This is a genomic window from Rathayibacter festucae DSM 15932, from assembly GCF_004011135.1.
GTDB lineage: Bacteria > Actinomycetota > Actinomycetes > Actinomycetales > Microbacteriaceae > Rathayibacter > Rathayibacter festucae.
Window position 1 is genome coordinate 4,143,581 of sequence record NZ_CP028137.1, and the last position, 18,522, is coordinate 4,162,102.

Genomic DNA, 18,522 nt, shown 5'->3' on the forward strand with positions numbered 1-18,522 from the left:
CCCGCGAGATGCCACTTGGGTACGCGACACGCCGAGGAAGGGGTACCCAACTGGCATCTCGCGGCGGGGATCAGAGGTGCAAGGCCAGGCCGTCGAGGATGTCGTGGGCCGTGGTCGTGACCGACGTGACACCCGGGGAGGCGTCCTGGACGGCGCGGAGGACCTCGGACCAGATCGCGGCGCCGGCGCCGAGGACGTCCTCGCGGCCGGCGCGGACGTAGGGGAGCGCGGCCGTCTCGGCGGGGGAGAGCGCGGCGAGCTCGTCGCAGGCGGCGAGGACGTCGCGGATCGGCAGGGTCGCCTCGAGCGCGTCGCGGTCGTAGGTCTCGAGGCGGAGGACGTGCGCGGTCACCGTCAGGACCGTCGCCGCGACGCCGACGACACTGCGCGCGGCCGAGAGGTCGACGGGAGAGGCGGCCAGTGCGCGGCGGACGTCGGCGCGGATCGCGGCGCGCTGCTCCGCGGTCGGCGTGCCGCCGCCGGCGCGGTGGCGCTCGGTGAGCCGGACGCTGCCGACGTCCATCGAGTGCGCCTGCTCGGGGTCCGCTCCGCCGAGCACCAGCTCCGTCGAGCCGCCGCCGAGGTCCACGACCAGGACGGGCCGGGGCGCGTCGACGGCCGAGAGCGCGCCGCGGAAGGAGAGGGCCGCCTCCTCCTCGCCGCTGATCGTCTCGGGGCGGACGCCGATGATCCGCTCGACCGCGCCGAGGAAGTCCTCGCGGTCGGCCGCGTCGCGGGTCGCCGAGGTGGCGACGAAGCGGACGCGCTCGGCCCCGGCCTCGCGGACCAGCTCCGCGTAGTCGCGGGTCACGGCGAGGGTCCGCGCGAGCGCCTCCGGGTCGAAGCGGCCGGTGCGGTCCACGCCGTGGCCGAGCCGGACGAGCTCGGTGCGGCGGAGGACGTCGACGAGGCGGCCGTCCTCGACGTCCGCGATCAGGAGCCGGAGGGAGTTGGTGCCGCAGTCGAACGCGGCCACGCGGGTGGCGGTCATGCCGACAGTCTGCCCGGCGGCCCCGCCGCTAGATTGGCAGGGACGAGCCGAAGGAGCCCCCGTGCACGAACACCACGTCCGCGTCCACCGCAGCGACGAGGACCTCCCGCGCCACGGGCAGCTCGCCCACGCCCTGGCCGAGGTCGCCGCCGATCCCGTCGAGGTCGAGGCCGAGGTGGCCGAGATGGTCGTCAACCGCGTCATCGACAACGCCGCCGTCGCCGCCGCGTCGCTGGTGCGCCGCCCCGTCGTCGCCGCGCGCTCGCAGGCGCTGGCGCACCCCGCCTCCATCGGCGGCGAGGGCGCGACGGTGTTCGGCGTCGATCCGGGCCGCCGCGTCTCGCCCGAGTGGGCCGCCTGGGCGAACGGCGTCGCGGTCCGCGAGCTCGACTACCACGACACCTTCCTCGCGGCCGAGTACTCGCACCCCGGGGACAACATCCCGCCGCTGGTCGCCGTCGCCCAGCACGCGGGCATCGACGGCGCCCGGCTGGTCCGCGGCATCGTCACCGGCTACGAGGTGCAGGTCGACCTCGTCCGCGCGATCAGCCTGCACCGGCACAAGATCGACCACGTCGCGCACCTCGGCCCCTCGGCCGCGGCCGGACTCGGCACGATGCTCGGCCTCGACGTCGCCGTGATCGAGCAGGCGATCGCCCAGGCGCTGCACACCACCACCGCCACCCGGCAGTCGCGCAAGGGCGAGATCTCGAGCTGGAAGGCGTACGCCCCGGCCTTCGCCGGCAAGGCCGCGATCGAGGCCGTCGACCGGGCGATGCGCGGCGAGACCAGCCCGTCGCCGATCTACGAGGGCGAGGACGGCGTGATCGCCTGGCTGCTCGACGGCCCCGACGCGTCCTACGACGTGCCGCTGCCCGACGCCGGCGAGGCCAAGCGCGCGATCCTCGACACCTACACGAAGGAGCACTCGGCCGAGTACCAGGCGCAGGCGCTGATCGACCTGGCGCGCCGCCTGCACCATGCGCACCCCGAGGCCGCCGATCCCGAGCGCGTCGAGCGGATCGTCCTGCACACCTCGCACCACACCCACTACGTGATCGGCTCCGGCGCGAACGACCCGCAGAAGTACGACCCGACGGCGTCCCGCGAGACGCTCGACCACTCCGTGCCGTACATCTTCGCGGTCGCGCTGCAGGACGGCGCCTGGCACCACGAGCGCAGCTACGCCCCCGAGCGCGCCGCCCGCCCCGACACCGTCGCGCTCTGGCAGCGCACGACGACGGAGGAGGACGCGGAGTGGACCCGCCGCTACCACTCGACCGATCCGGCGGAGAAGGCGTTCGGCGCGCGCGTCGAGATCCTGCTCACCGACGGCACGACGATCGTGGACGAGATCGCGGTGGCGGACGCGCACCCGCTCGGCGCGCACCCGTTCACGCGCGAGCAGTACGTCGCGAAGTTCCGCACCCTCGCCGCCGACGTGCTCGAGGACGCGGAGGTCGAGCGCTTCCTCGACCTCGCCCAGCGCCTGCCGGAGCTGACGGCGGACGAGGTCGCGCGGCTGACGATCGTGGCGGCGCCCGGCGTCCTCGCCTCCGTGGAGTCGCCGCGCGGCCTGTTCTGACCCACGTCCCCCTCCCCTCCCGCGAGATGCCACTTGTGCACGCGACACGCCGTGAAAAGCGTGCACAAGTGGCATCTCGCGGGGGAGGGGGGTCAGAGCAGGGCGTCCGTCAGGTGGTCCGAGGTGCCGAAGCGGTGGGCGGTGATCGAGACGGCCTGCTCGCGGAGGAACGGGAGCAGCTCCAGGCGGCCGGACTCGGTGGCCTCGCCGGCGTAGACGGCGAGGTCGGGGCGGCCGCCGGTGACGGACGTCACCGAGGAGGCGTCGGTGCCGAGCAGGCGCACCCGGCCGGCGCCGTGCTCGCGGACCCGTGCCGCGAAGGCGGCCTCGTCCTCGACGGCGACAGCCGACGCTCCCGACGCGATGGCGGAGACGAGCTGCGGAGGCAGCGCCGTCGCGCTCGAGACCGCCACCCGGGTGCCCGCGGTCGCCGCGGCGACGACGACCTGCGCGAGCGAGCCCACCGGCTCGCCGTCCGCGAGGCGGATCAGCACCGGGGCGTCGTACGGCAGGTGCCGGAACACGTTGCGCTCGGCGGCCAGCCCGGTGACGTCCCGGGCTGCGCCCGCGGCCAGAGCCTGCGCCGCGCTGAGGGCCGTCCGCTCGACGGCGTCGGCTTCCGCGGGCGACAGCTCCGCGCGGGCGGCGGCGACGAGCCGGCCGACGCGCGGGTCCTCGACCGCGGTGGTGGCGGTCGACGGCGCCGAACTCCACGACCCCAGGCCCAGCAGGTAGTCCGGCCCGCCGGCCTTGGTGCCCGGTCCGACCGCCGACTTCTTCCAGCCGCCGAACGGCTGGCGCTCGACGATCGCGCCGGTGATGCCGCGGTTGACGTAGAGGTTGCCGGCCTGGATCCCGCCCAGCCAGGTGCCGATCTCGGCCGGGTCGAGCGCGTGCAGCCCGGAGGTGAGGCCGTAGTCGACCTCGTTGACGAGCGCGATCGCGTCCTCGAGCGTCGCCGCGGTCATGATCCCGAGGATCGGGCCGAAGTACTCGGTGCGGTGGTACTCGGAGCCGCGGCGCACGCCGTCGCGGACGCCCGGGCTCCACAGCATCCCGCTGTCGTCCAGCGCGCGCGGCTGCAGCAGCCAGCGCTCGCCCTCGCCGAGGGTCGTGAGCCCGCGCAGCAGCTTGCCCGCGGCGGGCTCGATCACCGGCCCCATCCGGGTCGCCGGGTCGGTCGGCAGGCCGACGGTGAGCGAGTCGACCGCGTCGAGCAGCTGCGCGCGGAAGCGCTGGGAGCGCGCGACCGAGCCGACCAGCACGACGAGGGACGCGGCCGAGCACTTCTGGCCGGCGTGGCCGAAGGCGCTCGAGACGACGTCCTTCACCGCGAGGTCGAGGTCGGCGGAGGGCGTGACGATGATCGCGTTCTTGCCGCTGGTCTCGGCGAGCAGCGGCAGGTCGTGCCGGAACGAGCGGAACAGCTCGGCCGTCTCGTAGGCCCCGGTGAGGATCACCCGGTCCACCGAGGGGTGCGCGACGAGGTCGGCGCCGAGCTCCTCCTCGGGCAGGCGGAGCAGCAGCAGCGCCTCGCGCGGCACGCCGGCGGCCCAGAGCGCCTCGGCCAGCACGGCGCCGCAGCGCGCGGTCGGCCCGGCGGGCTTCAGCACCGCGGCCGAGCCGGCGGCCAGCGCGGCGAGCGCGCCGCCCGCGGGGATCGCGACCGGGAAGTTCCACGGCGGAGCGACCAGCGTCAGCTGCGCGGGGTGGAAGACCGCCCCGTCCACCGAGTCGAGCTCGCGGGCCCGCTCGGCGTAGTAGTGCGCGAAGTCGATCGCCTCGGACACCTCCGGGTCGCCCTGGTCGATCGTCTTGCCGGCCTCGGCGGCCATCACCTCGAGCAGCTCGCCGCGGCGCGCCTCGAGCTCGTCGCCGGCGCGGTGCAGGATGCGCGCCCGCTCGTCGGCGGGCAGGGCGCCCCACGCGGAGCCGGCGGCGCGGGTCGCGGCGAGGGCCGCCTCCAGCTCCTCGCGGGTGCTGATCGTCGCTGCCTCGATCGCGTCGACACCGGCGCGGGAGCCGGACACGCGGGCGAGGATCTCGTCGGCCCAGGCGCGGTTCGCCGCGACGGACGGGTCGGTGTCCGGGGTGCTGCGGAAGTCGCCGAAGCCGGGGCGGCCCGAGGCGGCGAAGCGGTCGGCGACCCGGTGCGCGGGCGGCACCGCGCCGTCGAGCGCGCTGACGGAGGCGCGGAAGCGGGCCTCCTCGCGGGCGAACAGCGCGGGCTGCGCCTCGAGCTCGAACACGGCCGACATGAAGTTGTCGCTCGACGCGCCCTCCTCGAGCCGGCGGATCAGGTAGGCGATCGCGACGTCGAACTCGGCGGGCGAGACGACCGGCGTGTAGAGCAGCAGCGAGCCGACCGTGCGGCGCACCGCCTCCGCCTGGCCCTGCGCCATGCCGAGCAGCATCTCGTACTCGATCCCCTCGCGGACGCCGCGCTCGCCGGCCAGCAGCCAGGAGTAGGCGACGTCGAAGAGGTTGTGGCCGGCGACGCCGACCCGCACGTTCCGGATCCGGTCCGGGTGCAGCGCGTAATCGATCACGCGCTTGTAGTTGGTGTCCGAGTCCTGCTTCGTCGACCAGGTCGCCAGCGGCCAGCCGTGCACGGACGCCTCGACCTGCTCCATCGGCAGGTTCGCGCCCTTGACCAGGCGCACCTTGATGCCGGCGCCGCCGCGGGACCGGCGCGCGGCGCTCCATTCCTGCAGCCGGATCATCGCGGAGAGCGCGTCGGGCAGGTAGGCCTGCAGCACGATGCCCGCCTCGAGGCCGAGGAACTCGGGCCGGTCGAGCAGGCGGGTGAAGACCGCGATGGTGAGGTCGAGGTCCTTGTACTCCTCCATGTCGAGGTTCACGAACTTCTGCGGCGTCGCGGCGGCCGCGCGGGTGAAGAGCGGAGCGAGCTCCTCGACGATGTCGTCGACCGCGGCGTCGAACGCCCACGGGTTGTGCGGGGCGACGGTGGAGGAGACCTTGATCGAGACGTAGTCGACGTCGTCGCGCGCGAGCAGGCGGTGGGTGCCCTCGAGGCGGCGCTGTGCCTCCTTGCGGCCGAGGACCGCCTCGCCGAGCAGGTTCATGTTCAGCCGGACGCCGTCGCGGCGGATCTTCGCGATCGCCGGGCCGAGGCGCGAGTCGGTCGCGTCGATGATGAGGTGGCCGACCATCTGCCGCAGCACCCGGCGCGCGATCGGCACGACGACGTCGGGGAGCAGCGGGGCCACCGCGCCGCCGAGGGCGACCGCGCCGCGCATCGGCGCGGGCAGGAAGCGCGGGACGCCGCCGGCGATCGAGCGCAGCGCCGCGGCGGCGACCTTCGTGTCCTCGGGGCGGACCACGCCGTCGACGAAGCCGACCGTGAAGTCGAGGCCGGTGGGGTCCTTCAGCACGCCGGCGAGTTGGGCGCCGGAGGCGTCGACCGGGACGTCGGCGGCGTCGCGCAGCCACTGGCGCACCAGCGCGACGCTCGCGTCGACGAGGCCGGGGTCGACGCTGTCCGGGGAGGGACCGGCGTGACCGGCGTGGCCGGCGGCGTCGTCGGAGGAGGGACCGGTGGAGCGGGCAGGCGCGGCGAGATCCGTCATGACGTCAGTATCCGACCGGGGTACCGTTGAGCAGAAGCGACCGTTCCTTACCGGTACCGGTCACCCCTGCTTACTGATCCTCTGCACCGAATCGAGGTCGCCCGTGCTCGACGTCCGCCGCCTGGTGCTGCTGCGCGAGGTCGCCATCCGCGGCACGCTCGCCGCCGCCGCGGAGGCCCTCGCCTACAGTCCCTCCGCGGTCTCGCAGCAGCTGACCGTGCTCGAGCGCGAGACCGGCGTCGAGCTGCTGCGCAAGGTCGGGCGGCGGGTGCAGCTCACTCCGCAGGCCGAGATCCTGGTCGCGGCGGCCGGCGAGGTGCTGGCGCTGCTCGAGCGGGCGGAGGCGGCGCTCGCCGCGTCGGGGGAGTCGGTCACCGGGCGGGTCCGGGTCGCGGTCTTCCAGTCCGCGGCGCTCGCGCTGATGCCGGGCGCGCTGCGCTCGATCGCCGAGCGGGCGCCCGAGGTGCGGGTCGAGATGGTGCAGCGCGAGCCGGAGGGGGCGCTGCACGAGACCTCCTGGGCGCGCGAGTTCGACCTCGTCGTCGCCGAGCAGTACCCGGGCCACTCCGTGTCCTGGCTGCCGGGCCTGGTGCGCAGCGACCTCACGACCGATGCGATCCGGCTCGCGGTCCGCCGCGACTCCGCCGTGCGCGACCTGCAGAGCGCGCGCGACGCCGCCTGGGTGATGGAGCCGCGCGGCACCGCCAGTCGGCACTTCGCCGAGCAGACCTGCCGGGTCGCCGGCTTCGAGCCCGACGTGCGCTTCGAGACCGCCGACCTGCAGGCGCAGATCCGCCTCGCCGCGTCGGGCAACGCGGTCGCGCTGATGCCCGACCTGGTCTGGGCCGGCGGCGAGCCCGACTGCCGCCTGCTCGAGCTGCCCGGCCGCCCGCGCCGCACCATCTTCACGGCGCAGCGCGAGGCCCAGCTCGCCTCGCCCGCCGTCCGCGTCTTCCGCGAGTGCCTCGCCGAGGTCGCCGCCCACTACGCCTGACCCGCGCGCCCTCGTCCCCTCCCGCGAGATGCCACTTGTGCACGCTTTCCTCGGCGTGTCGCGTACGCAAGTGGCATCTCGCGGAGGGGGCCACCGGGGTGTGGCGCGGACGGGGGACTGCTCGCGGCGGAGGAGGTGCGCTTGGCTGGCCGCACAGCGCCATGACAGCGCTACCACTCCACCGAACCGAGGCGCACTCCGCCTCTTCATCGAAAGGACCGCCGTGTCCCCGTCCTCCACCCCCACGCCCGGACCGTCCCGCCGAACCGTGAGCGCAGCGGCGGTGTGGAGCGCTCCCGTCGCCGCCGCGGTGATCGCGGCGCCTCTCGCTGCCGCCTCCACCGCCGCCCTCTGCGACAGCGCGGTCGACTTCGCGCGGACCAGGAACGCCGGCGGCGACACCGCGGTGCTCCTGGCACCCAGCTCCTCCGGCGCCGTGTCCACCGTGCGGATCACCTCGGTGCTCGCTCCCGGAACCACGACGACGACGCAGGGGCGGAGCTTCAACCTGACTCAGAGCGGATCCGCATGGGGAGGGGGGATCGGGGACACCGCCCTCGAGAGCACCGAGGCACAGTACGGGGACTCCGCGCCGAGAAGCGCGCTGGTCCTGAATCAGCGGCGCGAGGGTCCGATCACGACCTTCCCCAGCCCGGGGTCCGACTCGCAGACTCTGACCTTCCAGTTCTTCGATTCGCAGGGGCGGCTGTTCGATCCGGCCGGTCTCCAGCTCGAGTTCTTCGATTTCACCTCGCAGGATCGTCAGGCCTGGGTTCCGGATCACTGGGACGCGATGGGCTTCAGCGTCGCGCCGACCGAGATCGTCCAGGACCCGATCTTCGCGGGGACCGGTGCCGGCACGCTCGCCGACCCGTACCGTCGCGTGGGAGGAGACGACGGGACCATCACGTTCTTCAAGAAGGACATCTTCGTCTTCGACGTCTTCCCCTCCGGGAGCACGCTCACCTACACCCAGCACGAGGGCAGGCAGGGCTGGCACACCGTCTTCCTCACCGGCCTCCAGTTCCGCTCCGACGTCTGCTGACCCTCCGCGAGATGCCACTTGTGCACGCTTTCCTCGGCGTGTCGCGTGCACAAGTGGCATCTCGCGGGGAGCGATGGGAGCGTGAGGGGCGTGGGTGCAGACGAGGAGCGGCTGGTCGAGACGACGGCCGCGGATGCGGTGGCGGGGCGGCTGTTCGCCGTGCAGGAGGCCGAGATCATGCGGCGCTACGGCGGGGACGACCCCGGGCCGAGGCCGCCCGCGGACGCGCCGGCGCTGCTGCTGCACGTCGGTGCCGAGGTCGTCGGCTGCGTCGCCCTCGCAGCCGAGGGCGAGGTCGGAGAGATCAAGCGGATGTTCGTGACGGAGGCGGCGCGCGGCCGCGGCTACAGCCGCCTCCTCCTCGCGGGAGTCGAGGAGCTGGCCGTCCGCCACGGCGTGACGCTGCTCCGCCTCGTCACCGGCATCGAGCAGCCCGAGGCGATGGCGCTCTACAGCAGCTCGGGCTACGACCCGATCCCCGGCTTCGGCTACTGGGGCGACGAGCCGGCGACCCGCTGCTACGCGAAGAAGCTCCCTCCGGCCGAGTCCGCGGGCTGAGCCCGGGCCCTCAGAGCCGGGCGAGCTTCGCGCGCGCGACCAGGAAGCCGCCGTACATCACGAGGCCGGCGCCGATGACGGTGAGCGCGATGGTCCCGTAGGGCGGGACGTCGAGGAAGCGCAGGGCGCCGTCGAGCCCGGTCGCCCGCCGGGCGTCGCCGGTGATCGCCGCGACGACGAAGAGGCCGCCGGCGATGCCGAGGGCGATCCCCTTCGAGACGTAGCCGGCAGCGCCGAGGGTCAACACGGCCAGGCCGCGGCGCCCCGCCGGGATGCGCACCAGCTTGCGGAAGCCGCGCCGCACGCCGATGGCGAGGAAGCCGATCCCGCTGCCCAGGACGATCCCACCGACGATCGTCAGCACGATCGATCCGGCCGGGCGGGCCAGCAGGTCGGTGCTGATCGCGCGGATGGTCGCGGAGGAGCTCGTCGACCCGCCGAGCGCGAACACCAGCGTCGTCCCGGCCAGCGCGAGCGAGGCGAAGCCCTTGCCCGACTCGACGATCCGCCGCCCCCAGCGTTTCGCGCGGCTCGGATCGCTCGAGCGGCTCTGGAAGGTGAACTGCCAGAGTCCGAGGGCGACGAGCGCGACCAGCGCAGCCCAGACGACGACGAGGCCGGCCGGCGACTCGGCCAGGCGCGCGATCGCGCCGGACGGATCCGCCTCCTGCGTCGTCTCGTCGCCGAACGCCACCCGCAGCGAGAGGCCGCCGATCAGCAGGTGCACGACGCCGTTGACGGCGAAGCCGAGGCGCGCGAGGCGCCGGAATCGCCGCGTCCGCACCCCCGAGCGCGGCGTCGGCACGCTCACTGTGGACACCGGACCACCCTCTCACGCGTCCACCCCTGTCCCGGGAAGGCGAACGGCGGTGGAATGGTCCCCGCCCGCGCCGTCCGCGGGCACCTCGAGGAAGAAGGACCGCCATGACCACCTGGCTCATCACCGGCTGCTCCACCGGACTCGGCCGCGCGCTCGCGACCGCCGTCCTCGCCCACGGCGACCGCGTCGTCGTCACCGCGCGCGACGTCGAGTCCGTGCGCGACATCGCGGAGGCGCACCCCGACTCCGCGCTCGCCCTCGCGCTCGACGTCACCGACGACGGGCAGGTCGCCGCCGCGGTCGACGCCGCCGAGGAGCGCTTCGGCGGGATCGACGTGCTCGTCAACAACGCGGGCTACGGCTACCGCGCGGCCGTCGAGGAGGGCGAGGAGGCGGCGGTGCAGCAGCTCTTCGACACCCACCTCTTCGGCACGGTGCGCACGATCAAGGCGGTGCTGCCCGGGATGCGCGAGCGCCGCTCCGGAGTGATCGTCAACCTGTCCTCGATCGGCGCCCGCATCTCGCCGGAGGGCTCCGGCTACTACGCGGCGGTCAAGGCCGCGATCGAGGCGCTCACCGAGTCGCTGCGCAAGGAGGTCGCGCCGCTGGGCATCCGCGCGTTCTCGGTCGAGCCGGGCGGCTTCCGCACCGACTTCGCCGGCCGCTCGCTCACCCAGTCGTCGCAGCCGATCGCCGACTACGCCGAGACGGCGGGCAAGCGCCGCAAGGAGCACGACACCGTGCACGGCACCCAGAAGGGCGACCCGGCGAAGGCGGCGACCGCGCTGATCGAGGCCGTGGAGTCGGACGCCCCGCCGTCGATCCTGCTGCTGGGCAACGACGCCTCCGACGCCTTCCGCGCGGCACTCGACGCCCTCCGCTCCGACGTGGACGCGTGGGAGGGGCTCAGCCGCAGCACGGACTTCGCCGACGGGGAGTGAGGGGAGGGGGCGGCGCGCGGACGGACCCTGCTCCGCGCGCCAGGGCGTGAGGGGACGTCGGCACCGGGAGCTCGCGGCTTCTATCCTGCCGAGGTCGACGGGTCCGCCCCCCGCGCGCTCCCTGTCGCTCTCCCGAACGGATCCACCATGTCGCAGCACCCGTCGGACCCGACCGGCCCCACCAGGCGGAGCATCGCCGCGAGCGCGGCGTGGAGCATCCCCGTCGTCAGCGGGGCGGTCGCGGCGCCGTTCGCCGCGGCGTCGCCCGCCTCCTGCGTCAGCACGACGATGTTCACCCCGCCGAAGGTCGCGAGCAACCCCACAGTGCTCACGGCCGTCTCGCCCGCCGGGGTGCTCTCGACGGTCCGGATCACCTCCGTCCTCGCGCCCGGCACCACCACCGAGACCGAGGGCCAGGACTTCAACCTCACGCGGGACGGCAGCCGCTGGATCGGCAGCTTCCAGCCGGGGTCCCTGACCGAGAAGGTTGTCCGCAACTACCCGGCCGGGCCGCTGATGCTGAATCAACGCCGCTCGGGACCGATCACGGACACGCCCTCGCCGGGGTCCGATGCGCAGACGCTGACCTTCGAGTTCGTCGGCGCGGACGGACGACCGTTCGACCCGACCGATGTCCGGCTCTCGATCCAGAACCTCACCTCCAACAGTACTTCTGGGTTCTCCTGGCTGGTCAACTACTGGTCCACCGTCGGCTTCAGCGTCGAGCCCGCCGCGATCTCCTCGCCGGGTGGGCGGCCGGGAGCCGGCAGGGGGACGCTCGCGGAGCCCTTCCGGCGGGACGAGGAGACTTCGTCCTACGATCCGAGCGGGGGTCTCGTCGACACCTTCACGTTCCGCACCTTCCCGTCGGGGAGCACACTCACCTACAGCCAGCACGAGGGCCAGCAGGGCTGGCACGCCAGCGCACTCAGTGCGCTGAGCTTCGTCTCCCGCAACTGCTGAGCGCCGCTCCTCGGCGCCAGATCACCGCCGTCAGCACCTGAGTCCGCAGTCCCGCCCTGCTGGTGACGGCGGGTCTCGATACGCCCCTTCGGGGCTACTCGACCAGCATGTGTGCGGGCGTCTCGTGGATCCCGCACCTCGCCCCGGTCGGATTCATGCTGATCGAGTAGCCCGCGCAGCGGGCGTATCGAGATCCACCCCGGTCAGGACACAGGTCAGCCGATCATCCGCCCGCACACCCCGGGTCTCGATGCTCCCGTGCCGGCCCGCGACCGGGCGGCCGCTCAGAGCGCCGCCGCGACCGCCGCGCCGGCCGCGACCACGGCCGCATGCCGTCCCGGCCCGAGGGGGCGCGGCTCCGCGCCCTCGAGGTCGAGCACCGCGGTGGCGCCCACCGGCACCTCGACCTCGACGCGCAGCTCGCCGTCGACGAGGGTCCATGCGATGGAGGCGCGGCCGTAGGGCGTGAGGTGGGCGGCGCTCGCCGAGGTGAGCCCGCCGCCCGGGCGCGGCCGGAACAGGATCGAGCGGTAGCCCGGCTCCGCCGGCGCGAGACCCGCGACCACCCGGTGCAGCCAGTCGGCGACCGCCCCGAGCGCGTAGTGGTTGAACGAGGTCATCGTCCCCGGATTCACCGTGCCGTCGGGGAGCTGGCTGTCCCAGCGCTCCCAGATCGTCGTCGCGCCCTGGGTCACCGGGTACAGCCAGGACGGGCACTCGCGCTCGAGCAGCAGCGCGTAGGCGCGGTCGATCCCGCCGGTGCCCGAGAGCGCGTCCGAGACGATCGGCGTGCCGACGAAGCCGGTCGAGATCCGGTTGCCGGCGGACGCGACCAGCTCGGCCAGGCGGGCCCCCGCGGCGGCGCGCAGCGACTCCGGCAGCAGCTCGAACTCGAGGGCGAGCGCGTACGCGGTCTGCGCGTCGCTCACCATCCGTCCGTCCGGCTCGACATAGCGCTCGACGAAGGCGGCCCGGACCTCGGCGGCCAGCGCGAGGAAGCGGTCGGCGTCCTGCTCGCGGCCGAGCACGCGGGCGGTCTGCCCGAGCCGCCGGGCGGACTGCGCGAAGTAGGCCGTGGCGACCAGGTAGCGGTCGGTCTTCGCGTCTGCCGGGTCCTGGGGAGGAGCGTCCGGATCGAGCCAGTCGCCCAGCTGGAAGCCCTCGTCCCAGAGCCGCGACGGCCCGGCGAGCCGCTCGACGAGCTCCACCCAGGCCTTCGCACTGTCGTACTGCACCGCCAGCACCCCCGCATCGCCGAAGCGCTCGTACAGCGTCCACGGCACGAGGACCGCGGCGTCGCCCCAGGCCGCGCCGGGGCGGATCGGCGTCCACATCGCGTGCGCGGGGATCACCGGGACGTACCAGGGCACGGTGCCGTCGGGCAGCTGCTCGGCGGCCACGTCGCGGAGCCAGGACGAGAGCATCCCGGAGACGTCGAAGAGGAACGACGCGGTCGGCGCGAAGACCTGGATGTCGCCGGTCCAGCCGACCCGCTCGTCGCGCTGCGGGCAGTCGGTGGGGATGTCCACCATGTTGCCGCGCATGCTCCACAGCACGTTCTCGTGCAGCCGCTCGACCAGCGGATCGGAGCAGGCGAACCAGCCGGTCCGCTCGAAGTCGGTGTGCAGGACGCGCGCGACGACGTCCCCCGCGGCCACCGCCGCCTCGAGGTCTCCCGGCCAGCCCTCGACCTCGACGAAGCGGAAGCCGTGGAAGGTGAAGCGCGGCTCCCACTCCTCCCGGGCGCGGCCCGCCAGCGTGTAGACGTCGGTGGAGCGGGCGTCGCGCAGCGGCCGGGTGTAGAGCTCGCCCTCCTGCATGATCTCGGCGGTGCGGAGGGTGACGGTCGCCCCGCGCGGCCCGCTCAGCCGGATCCGCATCCGGCCGACGAGGTTCTGCCCGAGGTCGAGCACGCTCCGGCCGCTCGGGGTGCGCAGCACGGCGACGGGGCGCACCTCCTCGGTGCAGCGCACCGGCGGGCCCTGCGGCGCGACGAGGGTCGCCGGATCGCGCTCCGCCACCGCGACGGGCGTCCAGTCGGCGTCGTCGAAGCCGGGGGAGGACCAGCCGTCCCGCTCCTCGCGCGCGTCGTGCACCTCGCCGTCGTAGTTGCCGGAGAAGAGGATCGGGCCGGGCGCAGCGCGCCAGGACGGGTCGGTCGCGACGGTCTCGCGCCGGCCGTCGGCGTAGACGATCTCGAGCTGCGCGATCAGGGAGAGGTCGGTGCCGTAGAGGTTCCGGAAGCCGCCGCGCCAGCCCAGCCGGCCGCGGTACCAGCCGTCGCCGAGCCAGGAGCCGAGCGCGTTCTCGCCGGGGACGAGGGCGTCGGTGACGTCGTGGGTGGCGTAGCGGAGGCGGTCGGCGTAGGCCGTCCAGCCGGGCGCGAGGGTGTCGTCGCCGACGCGGGCGCCGTTGAGCTCGACCTCGTACAGTCCGTGGGCGCTGAGGTAGAGGCGCGCGGAGGCGACCTCGCCTTCGACTGTGAAGGAGCGGCGCACCAGCGGCGGGCGCCGGTCCGACTCCGGATCCTCCGTCCAGGCGGCGCCGACGGGCACCGCGCTCCAGTCCTGCGGCTCCAGCAGCCCGGCTTCGACGGCGGTCGGGCGGCTCCAGGGGGCGTCGTCCTCACCGCGGCCGAAGACGCGCACCCGGACCTCGACCCGCTCCCGGCTCGTCAGCGGAGCGAACGGCCACGGCACGAGGACCGACTCGGCGGAGCCGACGCGGCGGCGCTGCACGTCGCCGGCGGCGTCGACGCGCTCGAGCTCGTACGACTCCTGGCGCCAGTCGTCGCCGGCGAGGCTCGTCCAGGAGAGGCGGGGTCGGCGCTCGCCGATGCCGAGCGCCGCACGGTGGTGCTCGATGCGGGGGGAGGAGGGGATGGCCACCGGGGTGCCTCGTTCCTGCTGGGCGAGCACTCCTCTTGGTGAGCGTCTCGACTCTGACACGTTTCAATCGAGCGCCAGCATAGCCGCGGAACTGCTGTTTGACACGTTTCAAAATGCGCGTCATCATGGGACAGTCGCTGGGCGGGCCCGGCGCACCACGACGACGTGGACCGGAGCGATCCGGCCAGGAGGAGGAGAGCCGCGATGACGCCAGCACCCCGGAGACCCGCACCCCGGGTGGCCCTCGTGGGCACCCTCGACACCAAGGGCGCCGAGTACGCCTGGACGGCCGCCCGTCTGCGCGACCTCGGCGTCGAGGTGGTGCTCGTCGACGTGGGCGTCGGCGCCCACTCCGGAGCGGCCGTCGCTCCCGACGTCACCGCCGCCGAGACCGCCCGCGCCGCGGGCGCCGAGCTCGAGGAGCTGCGCTCCCGCGGCGATCGCGGGGCCGCCATGACCGCGATGGGCGAGGGCGCCGCCGTCGTCCTCGAGCGCCTCCGGAGCGACGGCGGTCTCGACGGCGTCCTGGCCCTCGCCGGCAGCGGCGGCTCGTCCATCGCCGCCCGCGCCGTGCGCGACCTGCCGATCGGGCTGCCGAAGATGCTCGTCTCGACGATGGCGGCGGGCGACGTCGCCCCCTACGTCGGCGCGAGCGACGTGACGATGACCTACAGCGTCGTCGACATCGCCGGCATCAACAGCCTCTCCCGCGAGGTCCTCGACAACGCCGCCGGCGGCATCGCGGGGATGGCCGCCGCGCACGCCGCCCGGCGCGAGCAGCCCGCGGACGAGTCCGGCCGTCCGCTCGTCGCGGCCACCATGTTCGGAGTGACGACCGCCGCCGTCGACGTGGCCCGCGCCCGCCTCGACGAGCTCGGCTACGAGGTCCTCGTCTTCCACGCCACCGGCTCCGGCGGCCGGGCCGTCGAGGCCCTGGCCCGCTCGGGGCACCTCGCGGGGGTGCTCGACCTCACCACCACCGAGCTCGCGGACGAGCTGGTCGGCGGCGTTCTGACGGCCGGCCCCGACCGGCTCGAGGCGGCCGGGCGCGCCGGCGTCCCGCAGGTCGTCAGCCTCGGAGCGCTGGACATGGTCAACTTCGGCCCGCGGGACGGCGTCCCGGAGCGCTTCGCGCAGCGGCGGTTCTTCGTGCACAACCCGACGGTGACGCTGATGCGCACCACCGCCGACGAGAGCGCCGAGCTGGGCGGTCTGATCGGCCGCAAGCTCGCCGCGGCCGAGGGGCCGACCGTGCTGGCCGTGCCGAGGGGCGGGCTCTCGGCGATCGGCGTGCCGGGCGCCGTCTTCGCTGACGCCGAGGCCGATGCCGCGCTGGTCGACGCGGTGCTCGCCGCGGTCGCCGGCTCCGCGGTCGAGGTCCTCGACTCCCCGCTCGACGTCAACGATCCGGAGTTCGCCCGCGCCGCCGCGGACGCGCTCGACCGGCTGATCCGCCACGCCGCAGACCACGCCGCCGTCCCCGCCGCCGACCAGGACAGGAGCTGACATGGACCGCACGACCGCACTCGCCCGCCTCCGCCGCACCATCGCCGCGGGGCGACCCGTCATCGGCGCGGGAGCCGGCACCGGGATCTCGGCGAAGGCCGCCGAGGCCGGCGGAGCCGACCTGCTGATCATCTACAACTCCGGCCGCTTCAGGATGGCGGGCCGCGGCTCGCTCTCGGGGCTGCTGCCTTACGGCGACGCCAACCAGATCGTCGTCGAGATGAGCCGCGAGGTGCTGCCGATCATCCGCGACACCCCGGTGCTCGCCGGGGTCTGCGGCACCGATCCGTTCCGGCGGATGGAGGTCTTCCTCGACGAGCTGGCGCGGCTCGGCTTCACGGGTGTGCAGAACTTCCCGACGGTCGGGCTCTTCGACGGAGTCTTCCGGCAGAACCTCGAGGAGACCGGCATGGGCTTCGACCTCGAGGTCGAGATGATCCGGCTCGCCGCCGAGCGCGACCTGCTCACCGCCCCCTACGTCTTCGACGTCGCGTCGACCGTGGCGATGACGGAGGCCGGCGCCGACGTCCTCGTCCCGCACATGGGCCTCACCACCAGCGGCAGCATCGGCGCGCAGACGGCGCTCTCGCTCGAGGAGTCGGCCGCGCGCGTGCAGGAGCTGCGCGACGCGGCGGTCGCCGTGAATCCCGACGTCATCGTGCTCTGCCACGGCGGCCCGATCGCCGAGCCCGCCGACGCGGCGTACGTCCTCCAGCACACGACGGGGGTCGCCGGCTTCTTCGGAGCCTCCTCCGTCGAGCGCCTGCCGACCGAGCGGGCGATCCGCCAGCAGCTCGTCGACTTCACCAGCATCCCGCTCACCTCGAAGGAGACCCCGTGACCACGACACCGCCCGCCACCCCGTCCGCGCAGGCCGCTCCGTCTGCGCCGGCCACTCCGTCCGTCCCGTCCGCGCAGTCCGGCCGCCGCCCCGACGACGTGCCCACCCGCGTCTTCGACTGGGGCACCATCAAGTGGCTCGTCACCCCGCACCTCGACGGACCCGTCGGCCTGACCACCGGCGAGGTGATCATCTACCCCGGTCAGGGCCACGACCCGCACAGCCACCCCGGTGAGGAGGAGGTCATCTACGTCGTCTCGGGCGAGGGCGAGCAGACCGTCGGCGACGGCCCGGCCTTCGCGATCCGCGAGGGCGACGCCCTGCACATCCCGCGCGACACGGTGCACTCGACCTACAACACCACCTGGCGGCCGCTGCGACTCCTCGTCGTCTACACGCCCGGCGGCGCCGAGACCGGACTCGACGAGCTGCCCGGCGCGCGGATCCTCGAGCCCGGCACCGCTCCGCGCTGGGCGCAGGCCTGATGCCGGTCTACGAGCCCGGCACCTGGCTGCACCCCGGCGACCGGCCGGAGTGGTGCGCCGTCGGCACCCTCGGCCGCTTCGCCATGCCGCTGGAGGGCGGCCGGTTCGACCGGCACCACCACGACGACCACGAGGTGTGGTTCTTCGCGGAGGGGAAGGGGCGGATCCTCGTCGACGGCGCCGAGCGCTACGTCCAGGCCGGCGACATCGTGCTCACCCGGGCGGGCGACGTGCACGACATCGTCGCGGTCTACGAGCCGCTCCGCGGGTTCTTCACCGAGACCGGTCTGCCGGCGGGCGGGCGTACCGGGCACCTGCACGCCGACGAGTCGGACGCCGCCGGGCACGAGGTCCCGGCCCTCCCGCTGCCCGCGGACTTCCCCGTACGCTGACGCCCGACCCCGCCCGACCCCCGAGAGAGGACCCCCATGCGCATCGCCGTCACCGGCTGCTCCGGCACGCTCGGCACCGCGACCCTGGAGCGGCTGCTCGCCGACGGCCACGAGCCGATCGGCCTCGATCTGACGCCGCCGACGGTCGCGGTGCCCTTCACCCGCGTCGACTTCACCGACTACGGCCAGGCGCTCGACGCCGTGCTCGGCATCACCGCGCGGCACAGCGGAGTCGACGCGATCGTCCACCTCGCGGCGATCCCGGTGAACGGCCTGGTCCCGGACGCGGCGACCTTCCACGCCAACATGACCGTCTCGTTCAACCTGTTCCACTCCGCGCTGCGGGCCGGAGTGAAGCGGATCGTGCACACCTCCAGCATCACCGCGATGGGCTTCCCCTTCGCCGAGCCGCCCGCCTCCCTCCCGCTCACGGAGGAGGACGGCGACCGCGCGAACAACACCTACGGCCTGGTCAAGGTCCTCGAGGAGGCGATGGCCCGGCAGCTCGTCCGCTGGGACCGGGACTGCTCGATCACCGCGCTGCGCTTCACCAACATCACCCGGGCCGGCGAGTACTCCCGCTTCGTCGAGCGCGCCGGCGACCCGGCCTACCGCCGCGAACTGCTGTGGAGCTACGTCGACGCCCGCGACGGCGCGAGCGCGATCGCGCGCGCCCTGGAGGTCGGCGAGCCCGGCTTCGCCGTCTACGACATCGCCGCCTCCGACACCGGCCTGACGATCCCCTCGGCCGAGCTGGTCGCCGGAGCCTTCCCGGACGTGCCGCTGACCCGCCCCCTCGAGGGCTTCGAGACGGTCGTCTCGATCGACCGCGCCCGCGAGGCCCTCGGCTGGGAGCCCGCGCACCTCTGGCGCGCCGAGGCGGAGCTCGAGCGCCGCCGCTGAGCGGCACCCGCCTCAGCGGA

The 18,522-nt window shown here is 74.2% G+C and carries 15 protein-coding genes; 11 read left to right on the forward strand and 4 right to left on the reverse strand.

The window, feature by feature from the left end; all coding sequences use genetic code 11:
• Positions 1-70: 70 nt before the first annotated feature.
• Entirely contained in the window at positions 71-991 is a 921-nt protein-coding gene (locus C1I64_RS18845; RefSeq protein WP_127888275.1) for a Ppx/GppA phosphatase family protein, read from the reverse strand.
• A 61-nt stretch (positions 992-1,052) separates the two neighbouring features.
• On the opposite strand from C1I64_RS18845, the gene C1I64_RS18850 reads away from it, so the two are divergent.
• Positions 1,053-2,576, forward strand: a complete 1,524-nt coding sequence (locus C1I64_RS18850; RefSeq protein ID WP_244209536.1) for an MmgE/PrpD family protein — start codon at positions 1,053-1,055, stop codon at positions 2,574-2,576.
• Between the two features lie 92 nt (positions 2,577-2,668).
• On the opposite strand, the gene C1I64_RS18855 is transcribed toward C1I64_RS18850, so the two are convergent.
• Entirely contained in the window at positions 2,669-6,166 is a 3,498-nt protein-coding gene (locus tag C1I64_RS18855; RefSeq protein ID WP_127888277.1) for a bifunctional proline dehydrogenase/L-glutamate gamma-semialdehyde dehydrogenase, read from the reverse strand.
• 103 nt (positions 6,167-6,269) lie between these two features.
• Between C1I64_RS18855 and C1I64_RS18860 the strand changes: the two genes are divergently transcribed.
• The 3 genes from C1I64_RS18860 (at position 6,270) to C1I64_RS18870 (ending at position 8,763) form a co-directional block, all read left to right on the forward strand.
• Positions 6,270-7,160, forward strand: a complete 891-nt coding sequence (locus C1I64_RS18860) for a LysR substrate-binding domain-containing protein (protein ID WP_127888278.1) — start codon at positions 6,270-6,272, stop codon at positions 7,158-7,160.
• A 268-nt stretch (positions 7,161-7,428) separates the two neighbouring features.
• The gene (locus tag C1I64_RS18865; protein ID WP_127888279.1) at positions 7,429-8,205 is read left to right on the forward strand and encodes a hypothetical protein; all 777 of its coding nucleotides are present in this window, start codon (positions 7,429-7,431) and stop codon (positions 8,203-8,205) included.
• A gap of 90 nt (positions 8,206-8,295) precedes the next feature.
• Positions 8,296-8,763 carry a GNAT family N-acetyltransferase gene (locus C1I64_RS18870; RefSeq protein WP_127888280.1) on the forward strand — a complete coding sequence of 156 codons (468 nt, stop codon included), beginning with the start codon at positions 8,296-8,298 and terminating at the stop codon, positions 8,761-8,763.
• A gap of 10 nt (positions 8,764-8,773) precedes the next feature.
• Here C1I64_RS18870 and C1I64_RS18875 read toward each other — a convergent pair whose 3' ends face one another.
• Positions 8,774-9,583: a DUF1206 domain-containing protein gene (locus C1I64_RS18875; protein WP_127888281.1), complete on the reverse strand. Its 810-nt coding sequence runs from the start codon at positions 9,581-9,583 to the stop codon at positions 8,774-8,776.
• Between the two features lie 104 nt (positions 9,584-9,687).
• Here C1I64_RS18875 and C1I64_RS18880 point away from each other — a divergent pair, with 104 nt between their 5' ends.
• Together C1I64_RS18880 and C1I64_RS18885 are read left to right on the forward strand one after the other, a co-directional pair.
• Positions 9,688-10,524, forward strand: coding sequence for an oxidoreductase (locus C1I64_RS18880; RefSeq protein ID WP_127888282.1), 837 nt, complete (start codon positions 9,688-9,690; stop codon positions 10,522-10,524).
• A gap of 147 nt (positions 10,525-10,671) precedes the next feature.
• A complete protein-coding gene (locus C1I64_RS18885) occupies positions 10,672-11,487 on the forward strand; it encodes a hypothetical protein (RefSeq protein ID WP_127888283.1) in 816 nt (271 codons plus the stop codon).
• A gap of 284 nt (positions 11,488-11,771) precedes the next feature.
• Here the strand turns inward: C1I64_RS18885 and C1I64_RS18890 are convergent, their stop codons facing one another.
• On the reverse strand, positions 11,772-14,375 hold the full coding sequence (locus C1I64_RS18890; protein ID WP_127888284.1) for an alpha-L-rhamnosidase: 2,604 nt from the start codon (positions 14,373-14,375) through the stop codon (positions 11,772-11,774).
• A gap of 204 nt (positions 14,376-14,579) precedes the next feature.
• Here C1I64_RS18890 and C1I64_RS18895 point away from each other — a divergent pair, with 204 nt between their 5' ends.
• The 5 genes from C1I64_RS18895 to C1I64_RS18915 are packed head-to-tail and all read left to right on the forward strand — an operon-like array spanning position 14,580 to position 18,502.
• Positions 14,580-15,881: a Tm-1-like ATP-binding domain-containing protein gene (locus C1I64_RS18895; protein ID WP_127888285.1), complete on the forward strand. Its 1,302-nt coding sequence runs from the start codon at positions 14,580-14,582 to the stop codon at positions 15,879-15,881.
• A gap of 1 nt (position 15,882) precedes the next feature.
• Positions 15,883-16,722 carry a phosphoenolpyruvate hydrolase family protein gene (locus C1I64_RS18900; protein WP_123734777.1) on the forward strand — a complete coding sequence of 280 codons (840 nt, stop codon included), beginning with the start codon at positions 15,883-15,885 and terminating at the stop codon, positions 16,720-16,722.
• Complete coding sequence (locus C1I64_RS18905) at positions 16,719-17,207, forward strand: cupin domain-containing protein (RefSeq protein WP_127888286.1); 489 nt, start codon at positions 16,719-16,721, stop codon at positions 17,205-17,207. Before C1I64_RS18900 ends, C1I64_RS18905 begins: the two co-directional genes overlap by 4 nt.
• Entirely contained in the window at positions 17,207-17,599 is a 393-nt protein-coding gene (locus C1I64_RS18910; protein WP_127888287.1) for an AraC family ligand binding domain-containing protein, read from the forward strand. Before C1I64_RS18905 ends, C1I64_RS18910 begins: the two co-directional genes overlap by 1 nt.
• A gap of 36 nt (positions 17,600-17,635) precedes the next feature.
• Positions 17,636-18,502: an NAD-dependent epimerase/dehydratase family protein gene (locus tag C1I64_RS18915; RefSeq protein ID WP_127888288.1), complete on the forward strand. Its 867-nt coding sequence runs from the start codon at positions 17,636-17,638 to the stop codon at positions 18,500-18,502.
• Positions 18,503-18,522 lie beyond the last annotated feature (20 nt).

Bases quoted from the DNA above. Each gene is read 5' to 3' on its own strand.
- C1I64_RS18900 (WP_123734777.1), top strand. From the start codon at position 15,883: ATGGACCGCACGACCGCACTCGCCCGCCTCCGCCGCACCATCGCCGCG.
- C1I64_RS18895 (WP_127888285.1), top strand. From the start codon at position 14,580: ATGACGCCAGCACCCCGGAGACCCGCACCCCGGGTGGCCCTCGTGGGC.
- C1I64_RS18915 (WP_127888288.1), top strand. From the start codon at position 17,636: ATGCGCATCGCCGTCACCGGCTGCTCCGGCACGCTCGGCACCGCGACC.
- C1I64_RS18885 (WP_127888283.1), top strand. From the start codon at position 10,672: ATGTCGCAGCACCCGTCGGACCCGACCGGCCCCACCAGGCGGAGCATC.
- C1I64_RS18880 (WP_127888282.1), top strand. From the start codon at position 9,688: ATGACCACCTGGCTCATCACCGGCTGCTCCACCGGACTCGGCCGCGCG.
- C1I64_RS18855 (WP_127888277.1), bottom strand. From the start codon at position 6,166: ATGACGGATCTCGCCGCGCCTGCCCGCTCCACCGGTCCCTCCTCCGAC.
- C1I64_RS18910 (WP_127888287.1), top strand. From the start codon at position 17,207: ATGCCGGTCTACGAGCCCGGCACCTGGCTGCACCCCGGCGACCGGCCG.
- C1I64_RS18845 (WP_127888275.1), bottom strand. From the start codon at position 991: ATGACCGCCACCCGCGTGGCCGCGTTCGACTGCGGCACCAACTCCCTC.